Here is an 8,303-nt window from a genome sequence, read left to right as displayed (position 1 = left end):
TATAATTCTGAAAAATACCTGATACCTGCTTTGACTTCATTACAAAATCAGTCTTTTAAGAATTTTGAAGTTATTCTTGTTAATGATGGCTCGACAGATAATAGCCAGAGTATTTGTGAGGAATTCTGTAAAAAAGATTTTAGGATGAAATTATATAGTCAGAAGAATGAGGGACTGTGTTCGGCTAGAAATACTGGCATAGAGAATGCTTCAGGAAAGTATTTAATGTTTATGGACAATGATGATGAAATAAGTGAAGATGCATTAAATGTTCTTTGTGATTATATAAATAAGTTCAATGTTGATATAGTTCGATTTAATCGTAAGAGAGTCCAAATATTTACTGAAAATAAAGTAAAGGAAGATATATATGGTTGTAAAGGGCTCTGTATAAATGATGCTCCAATTTATATGAGTCGTGCTGAATTTTTCAATAGCTATCCTAGAGTGCGCAATAGCGGTTGTTTTTCTGGTATTTGGAATGGAGTTTTCAAAAAGGAATTATTTGAAAATAATAAAATTAGATTTGATACAGACATAAAATTCGGTGGAGAAGATTGGTTGTTGAACTTGGAATTATATGCAGTATTTAGAAACATACTGTTTATTCCAGATATTCTTTATATTTATTATAGAAGATTATCTCATAGCACCTCTACCAAATATCAGGAAAATAGAATTGTAGCTATAAAAAAAGTAGCAGAGTCTGAATTGAAGTTGCTAATTAATGAAAAAATTCAGAATGAATATTATGCCCACAGTATGGCGATGTATTTAGGACAAATAGTTAAAGTAATGATGCATCGTGAGAGTGGTTTATCTTTTCTAGATAAAATAGTTAAATTAAAAGATTTAAAAAATAGCGTTGCATTTGATATAGAAGCGAACAGTTCGATAGTGTTAAATGCTTCATTTAAAGATAGATTATATGTTATGTTATTTATAAAAGAGAGATACAGAAGTCTGTTGCTCATTTCTCAACTATTACTGATTATGAGAGGGAATACATAGTGGATAAAATGAAAAAGAATGAAGAAAAATATGATCAAACTGCTGTAGAAATAAATAAAAGATATCAGGAGTTGTTTTATTCTTCATCATTTCAAAAAAAACGTAGAAATGAAAAATATATAAACTATTTTAAAAATGGTAATTTTAAAAAGATTATTGAAGATATATTTTTTAAAATCTTTATTAAGATACCGTCATCAACGGCTGGAAATGTTATCAAGCCTAATACATCAGGCGAGTTAGATATAACAGGGAAAAAAATTGCAGTTTATAGTTGTATTGTCGGACGATATGATTCTATTGTAGAACCTCTTTACATTGATTGCGATATTGACTATTTCATGTTTACTGATTTAGATTTACCAAGTGACTCCAAATGGAAAAAAATAGATATTACACAATTCGAAGAGTATAATAAACTTTCACCTATTCAATTAAACCGTAAAATAAAAATGTTGCCACATATTTATCTGAAAGATTATGATTATAGTATCTATGTAGATGGGTTGATTGAAATAGTTTGTAGTATGAAACCTTTAATTGAGAATATGAAATCATCTAGTTTAGGAGTCCATTTTCACAACCAGAGAGACTGTATTTATGATGAAGCAATTATGATTAAGTATGCTAAAAAAGCGGATATGTCAATTGTTAATCAACAGCTCAACATTTATAGAAATGAAGGTTTCCCAACACATAATGGCCTGTACGAAAATACTATTATGATCCGAAATCATAATAGTCAATTGATGTGCAAATTAATGGATAAATGGTGGGAGGAATATTTAAAATTCCCAACTCGGGATCAATTAAGTTTGCCATATTTAATATGGAAAAATCAAATTCCATCAGATGAAATTTGTATATTAGGTAATAATTTGAATAAAAATCCGAGGTTTAATAGAGGGTTGAATCATTTATAATGAGAAAAATTGTTATACATAAAAAACGAACAAAATTTAATTTATTGCTTATTGGGGCTTTCATAGCTTTTATATTGTTTGATGAATTATACTTCAGAGGAAGAGAATTATATATAACTCCGATATTTGGATTGTTTCTTTTATTATTTGATGATCAAAAAATTAAAATCAACACAGGAGTCGTATGGATAGTATTATTATCAATTTACACATCTTTAATTGGAGTAAAATTATCGGATAACACTGAGAATTTCTCTTTTTTATATAACATAGTTTCTTTTTTGAATATTTTAAATATCTATCTATTATTTTTGAAATATAGTGAAGATTTCTTTTATATCCTAAAGAATACATTGTTTTTTACAACTATTATCACTTCGTTTTTTATATTTTTAAGTGAGCTTCCTATATTAAGGTATAGGTGGACCGATTATTTAAAAGGACACATAGGTTATAGATTAGGTTTGTCTTCAGATATAAATCCGAATACAATCGCATGGTTATTTGGAATACTGGGTATGTTAACTTTATTCCTATACATTCATGAGCGTCACAAGACATATTTGTTTTTAATTGTTCTTCAAGTTATCTTTATACTATTAAGTGGATCAAAAGCTGGACTGCTTTTTATGTTAATTCCTATTTTATATTACGGAATTAAAAGTTTATTTACACTCAATATTAAAATAACCATACTTATTATTTTAGCAATAGGAATCTTGTGGTTTTCTATCCAGCATAACCCACTATTATATACATTGGTCGGAAAAAGAATTGATGAAATGTTGTTAACATTAGGGATTGGACGTGATATAGCCGGGGTGTCTGTAGATGCTACTTCAACACTTAAGCGGATAGATATGTTGGAAACGGCCTGGAGAATGTTTTCAGAAAAGCCTATATTTGGTTGGGGGATTGGAGCATTTGCAAAATTTGGGGGATATGGATATTACAGCCATAATACTTTTTTAGAACTGTTAGTAAGTGGTGGAATAATAGGATTTATCATTTATTATGGGTACTTATCGCTTCTTAGTATAACTATTTTTTTGAAAGAAAAATCTAAGTTGAAAGATATGTTATTGATTTTAATAATTAGTTTGATCCTGTCAGATATGATAACAGTTACTTTTTATTCTCGTATTGTTTTTTATTTTAGGACAATATTAATATTAATAGTATTATCTTTGAATACAGATTTGGAAAAGAGCTAGTATGTTAGATACAAAAATGTCAGGAACTATCGTCAATTCTGTAAAATGGTCAAGTTTAACAGAAATTGCAACAAAATTAATAACTCCAATAACTGCAATGATTTTAGCACGTTTGCTAACTCCTTCGGAATTTGGTGTTATTGCAACAGTTAATATGGTCATCAGTTTTGCGGATGTTTTTACAGATGCTGGATTTCAAAAATATATTATTCAAAAAAAATTTAATAATGAAAAAGAGTTAATTGATAACGCAAATGTGGCATTTTGGACTAACATGGGAATTTCTTGTCTTTTAATGTTACTGATTGTAATATTTTCAGAGCAGATTGCTAGCATGGTTGGGAGTCGTGGATTAGGACATGCGATATCGTTTTCTAGCATCAGCTTAATTTTCACCTCATTTTCAAGTATACAATCGGCTATTTTGAAGAAAAATTTTCAATTCAAAGTGTTATTTTGGATACGTATTTTAATGGTCGTTATTCCCGTTGGTGTAACTCTACCTTTAGCATTTTTAGGTTTTAGCTATTGGAGTGTTATTATCGGGTCGTTAGTAGCTCAGTTTTCAGTTGCATTGGTTTTGACAATACAATCTAAATGGAGACCTTCTTTCGAATACAGTCTTGTCAAGCTGAAGGAAATGTTTTCTTTTAGTAGTTGGATATTAGTTGAATCTATTTTGCTGTGGCTAACAACTAATGGTGATATATTTATATTAAGTCAAACACTTTCGTCTTATTATATTGGTTTGTATAAAAACTCCATTACTCTAACAAATAGCATTTTTAATATGATTATTGCGGCAACAAGTTCAGTTCTACTGTCGGCGTTAGCAGCAACTAAAGGTGATGATGAACAATTTTATAAATTATTTTATACTTTTCAGAAAACAGTTGGCATCATTCTAATTCCCTTAAGCGTTGGAGTTTTTCTGTATCAGGACTTAGTTACATATATTTTATTAGGAAGCCAATGGAAAGAAGCTAGCTTTTTAATTGGTTTGTATAGCTTAGTGAACTGTTTTGCAATTCTTGTTGGACAATATATTAGTTTGATATTTACTGCCAAAGGACTGCCAAAATTATCAGTATTATCTCAAGGCCTCCAGTTGACTCTCATGATTCCTTTGTTAGCAGTTTGTTCGAATTTTGGATTTGAAGTAATTGTTGTAGTGAGATGTTTTATTAGATTATTTTATGGTTTCATTAATCTCTTCTTAGCTAAAAAATACCTCAAAATTCCTTTCTTGCAGATGTTGAAAAATCTTTTGCCACCTTATATGAGTTCGGCTGTTATGGGAATTGTAGTCTTTGCTTTACTGCCATTATCAAGTGGTGTTGGATGGGAATTTTTTACTATAGTATTTGCTATGCTCATCTATAGTATTGTTATTTTGTGTTTTCCTAGCTATCGAAAAATGATTTTTCAATTATCAACTAAACTAATCGTAAAAAGATTTAAAAAGAGGTGATGCAATGAGAGAACGAAACACGTAGCTTTAAGGACTGAGAGGCATTGCTATATTACTAGTCGTGATCTATCATTTATTTTATAGATATAATCAACTATATTTAGAAGCTCTCCCAAGTCTTATAAAGTATTATAAGGAAATTGGTGTGTCATTGTTTCTAATTATATCTAAAAGATTATTTGCTTAAAAATTTAAAAGAAATTGATATTTTCAGGGAGTTTAGATGCAGATGTTCGAAAAAGAATTTCAAATATTAAATGAATTGTTAGAACAAGAGGATAACGGAAAAACATTTTTAATTACAGGTGCAACAGGGTTAATTGGGAAAACCTTAATTCGTTTTTTATTGGCATGGAATGCAAAATCAAAGCAGAAATTAAAAATAATCGCTCTAGTTCGGGATGTTAAAAAACTTAAAGCATGTTTTGGAGAAGAGGTAGACAACTTAGAATACCTAGTAGGAGATGTTAGAACTGTTGACTTAAGCAACCTCCACGTGGATTATATCATTCATGCTGCTAGCCAAACTTCAAGCAAAGGATTTATAGAAAGTCCAATAGACACGTTGTCTGTTGCAATAGATGGTACTAAAAATCTACTGGAGTTTGCTAGAAAAAGTAAACTAAAAAAATTCATATATCTATCAACGATGGAGGTTTATGGCTATCCTCAATCTGATGAAAAAATCTTTGAAACCTCAGGGACTAATATTGATACGATGGATGTTCGTTCATGCTATCCTGAAAGCAAGAGGCTATGTGAAAATTTATGTGTAGCTTACAGCCGGGAATATGATTTTCCTATTAATATTTTACGTTTAACTCAAACTTTTGGACCTGGAGTTGAATACAACGATGGACGAATTTTTGCAGAGTTTGCACGTTGCGTACTTGAAAATAAAGATATTTGCTTAAAAACAAAAGGTTTAACAAAAAGAAGTTACCTACATGTGTACGACGCATTGACCGCTATTTTTCAAGTGCTCTATCTAGCTGACAGTGGCAATGTTTATAATGTGGCTAATGAGGCTACATATTGTAGTATCTATGATATGGCTGTTTTTGTATCTCGTAAAATATCTAAGCAAAGAATCAAAGTAATAATAGCGGAAGAAGAAAACAAATATGGTTATGCTCCTACTCTTTGTATGAATTTAGATACAAGTAAGTTAAAGCAGTTGGGCTGGAAGCCGCTATATGATTTAGAGGATATGTTTAATATGATGATATTGGATTTGCAAGATAATCAAAAGGAAAATAATAATGGAACAAAAAAATATCAATTTTAAAAATAAAACAATCCTCATTACAGGAGCTGCTGGTTTTATTGGCTCAAATCTTGTTAAGAGATTATTAGAGTTAGACGGACCGATGACAATCATTGGTTTGGATAATTTGAATGATTACTATGATGTTGAACTCAAAGATTATCGATTAGATCAGATTGACAAGCTTAGTGAGAAGTATCCAGAAAAAAACTGGATATTTCTTAAAGGAAGTATTTCAGATAAAACTTTCATTGATGAAGTTTTTAACCAATATCATCCTCAAATAGTTGTTAATCTAGCAGCGCAGGCGGGGGTTCGTTATTCGATCACAAATCCAGATGCATACATAGAAAGTAATATTATTGGTTTTCATAATATTTTGGAAGCTTGTCGCCAGTCTTATGAGATTTACGGTGGTGGTGTAGAACATTTGGTTTATGCTTCATCTTCGTCAGTATACGGTGGAAATACAAAAGTTCCGTTTGCAACGGAAGACAAGGTAGATAATCCTGTTTCGCTCTATGCAGCAACTAAAAAATCTAATGAGCTTCAAGCTCATGCGTATTCGAAGCTTTATAATATTCCTTCTACAGGTTTACGCTTCTTTACGGTTTACGGTCCTGCAGGTCGACCAGATATGGCTTACTTTGGTTTTACAGACAAATTACGAAGTGGTTCTGATATTGAAATTTATAATTATGGTAATTGTAAACGAGATTTCACTTATGTAGATGACATTGTTGAGGGAATTTTACGGGTGATGCAATCTGCTCCGGTAAAACAAATAGGAACTGATAATCTACCCTTAGCACCATATAAAGTGTATAATATTGGTAATAATCAGCCAGAAAATCTTTTAAACTTTGTTGATATCCTGCAGCAAGAACTAATTCGAGCTGGAGTTTTACCAGAGGATTATGACTTCGATAATCATAAAAAATTAGTTCCTATGCAGCCAGGGGATGTTCCCGTTACTTATGCAGATACAAGTGCTCTAGAGAGAGATTTTGGTTTTAAGCCAAAAACTTCTTTGCGAGAAGGCTTAAGAAAATTTGCAGAATGGTATAAAGAATATTATCATGCATGATAATATTCTTTCATGAAAGGAAAAAGTATGAAAATAGCAGTAGCAGGTACAGGGTATGTTGGTTTGTCCATTGCAGTTTTGTTGTCTCAGCATCATCAAGTAGTAGCAGTGGACATCATTCCTGAAAAAGTCGATTTAATCAATCAAAAACAGTCTCCTATCCAAGATGACTATATAGAGAAATATCTTGCAGAAAAAGAGTTAAATTTAGTGGCTACATTGAATGCAGAAGAAGCTTATCAGGATGCAGATTTTGTTGTTATTGCAGCTCCAACTAATTATGATCCAAAAAAGAATTTCTTCGATACGTCTGCTGTAGAGTCTGTCATAAAAACAGTGCTGAAATATAACCCTGAGGCAATCATGGTGATTAAAAGTACAGTTCCTGTGGGCTACACAGAGTCAGCGCGGAAGAAGTTTCAGACTGAAAATATCTTATTTAGCCCTGAGTTTTTGCGTGAATCAAAAGCACTTTATGATAATCTGTACCCGAGTCGAATTATTTTAGGGACAGATAAAAATAATGAGCACTTGATAGGCGCTGCTGAAACTTTTGCGGGATTACTCCAAGAAGGAGCTTTAAAAGAAGATATTGATACATTGTATATGGGCTCTACAGAAGCTGAAGCGGTGAAACTGTTTGCGAATACTTATCTCGCTCTGCGCGTTTCTTATTTTAATGAGCTGGATACTTATTCTGAGATGAAGGGTCTAGACACTCAAGCTATTATTAATGGAGTTTGTTTAGATCCACGGATCGGCTCTCACTATAACAATCCTTCCTTTGGCTATGGTGGCTATTGTCTTCCTAAAGATACCAAGCAACTTCTTGCAAATTACTCTGATGTTCCTCAGGATATGATGACAGCGATTGTACAAAGTAATCGGACAAGGAAAGATTATATTGCCGATCGGATTTTAGATCTTGCTGGTGCTTATGTTGGCAATGACTCCTATGAGCCAGCTAGGGAGCGAGACATTACTGTCGGTGTTTATCGTTTGACAATGAAAAGTGACTCAGATAATTTCAGGCAATCTTCTATTCAAGGTGTTATGAAACGTCTGAAGGCCAAGGGTGTCACCATTATTATTTACGAGCCAACACTTGAGGATGGTGTTACCTTCTTTGGCAGTAAGGTAGTCAATGATTTCAAAAAATTTAAAGAACTGAGCCAAGTGATTATTGCCAATCGTTTTGATGAAAGCTTAGAAGATGTAAAAGAAAAAGTTTACACCAGGGACATCTTCAAACGAGATTAATTCCGTTTATATCTTGGAGTTACACGAATCAATCTCCCTCTACAATGTCACATTCTAGTCAATTACTTTA

General features: G+C 31.8%; 8 protein-coding genes. All 8 read left to right on the top strand.

Features of this window, described 5'->3' with window-relative positions; all coding sequences use genetic code 11:
- On the top strand, window positions 1-1,011 hold a 1,011-nt coding region (locus STRDD04_RS08250), incomplete at its 5' end, for a glycosyltransferase family 2 protein (RefSeq protein ID WP_062201430.1).
- A gap of 8 nt (window positions 1,012-1,019) precedes the next feature.
- Window positions 1,020-1,934 (top strand): glycosyltransferase domain-containing protein, encoded by a 915-nt coding sequence (locus STRDD04_RS08245; protein WP_062201664.1) that lies wholly within the window; start codon window positions 1,020-1,022, stop codon window positions 1,932-1,934.
- A complete protein-coding gene (locus tag STRDD04_RS08240) occupies window positions 1,934-3,148 on the top strand; it encodes an O-antigen ligase family protein (RefSeq protein WP_062201428.1) in 1,215 nt (404 codons plus the stop codon). Before STRDD04_RS08245 ends, STRDD04_RS08240 begins: the two co-directional genes overlap by 1 nt.
- Before the next feature lies 1 nt (window position 3,149).
- Window positions 3,150-4,619 (top strand): lipopolysaccharide biosynthesis protein, encoded by a 1,470-nt coding sequence (locus STRDD04_RS08235; RefSeq protein WP_062201426.1) that lies wholly within the window; start codon window positions 3,150-3,152, stop codon window positions 4,617-4,619.
- Between the two features lie 34 nt (window positions 4,620-4,653).
- On the top strand, window positions 4,654-4,806 hold the full coding sequence (locus STRDD04_RS11730; RefSeq protein ID WP_148880907.1) for a heparan-alpha-glucosaminide N-acetyltransferase domain-containing protein: 153 nt from the start codon (window positions 4,654-4,656) through the stop codon (window positions 4,804-4,806).
- A gap of 36 nt (window positions 4,807-4,842) precedes the next feature.
- Window positions 4,843-5,907, top strand: a complete 1,065-nt coding sequence (locus STRDD04_RS08230) for an NAD-dependent epimerase/dehydratase family protein (protein ID WP_231853922.1) — start codon at window positions 4,843-4,845, stop codon at window positions 5,905-5,907.
- Window positions 5,882-6,973, top strand: coding sequence for a UDP-glucuronate 4-epimerase Gla (gla, locus tag STRDD04_RS08225; protein ID WP_062201424.1), 1,092 nt, complete (start codon window positions 5,882-5,884; stop codon window positions 6,971-6,973). The genes STRDD04_RS08230 and gla overlap by 26 nt, the downstream gene beginning before the upstream one ends.
- 27 nt (window positions 6,974-7,000) lie before the next feature.
- Window positions 7,001-8,233: a nucleotide sugar dehydrogenase gene (locus STRDD04_RS08220; RefSeq protein ID WP_062201423.1), complete on the top strand. Its 1,233-nt coding sequence runs from the start codon at window positions 7,001-7,003 to the stop codon at window positions 8,231-8,233.
- The last annotated feature ends 70 nt before the right edge of the window (window positions 8,234-8,303 follow it).

This window comes from Streptococcus sp. DD04 (assembly GCF_001578725.1).
Taxonomy (GTDB): Bacteria; Bacillota; Bacilli; order Lactobacillales; family Streptococcaceae; genus Streptococcus; species Streptococcus sinensis.
The sequence above is the reverse complement of the archived record's forward strand: the minus strand, read 5'-3'. Positions and strand labels throughout refer to the sequence as shown.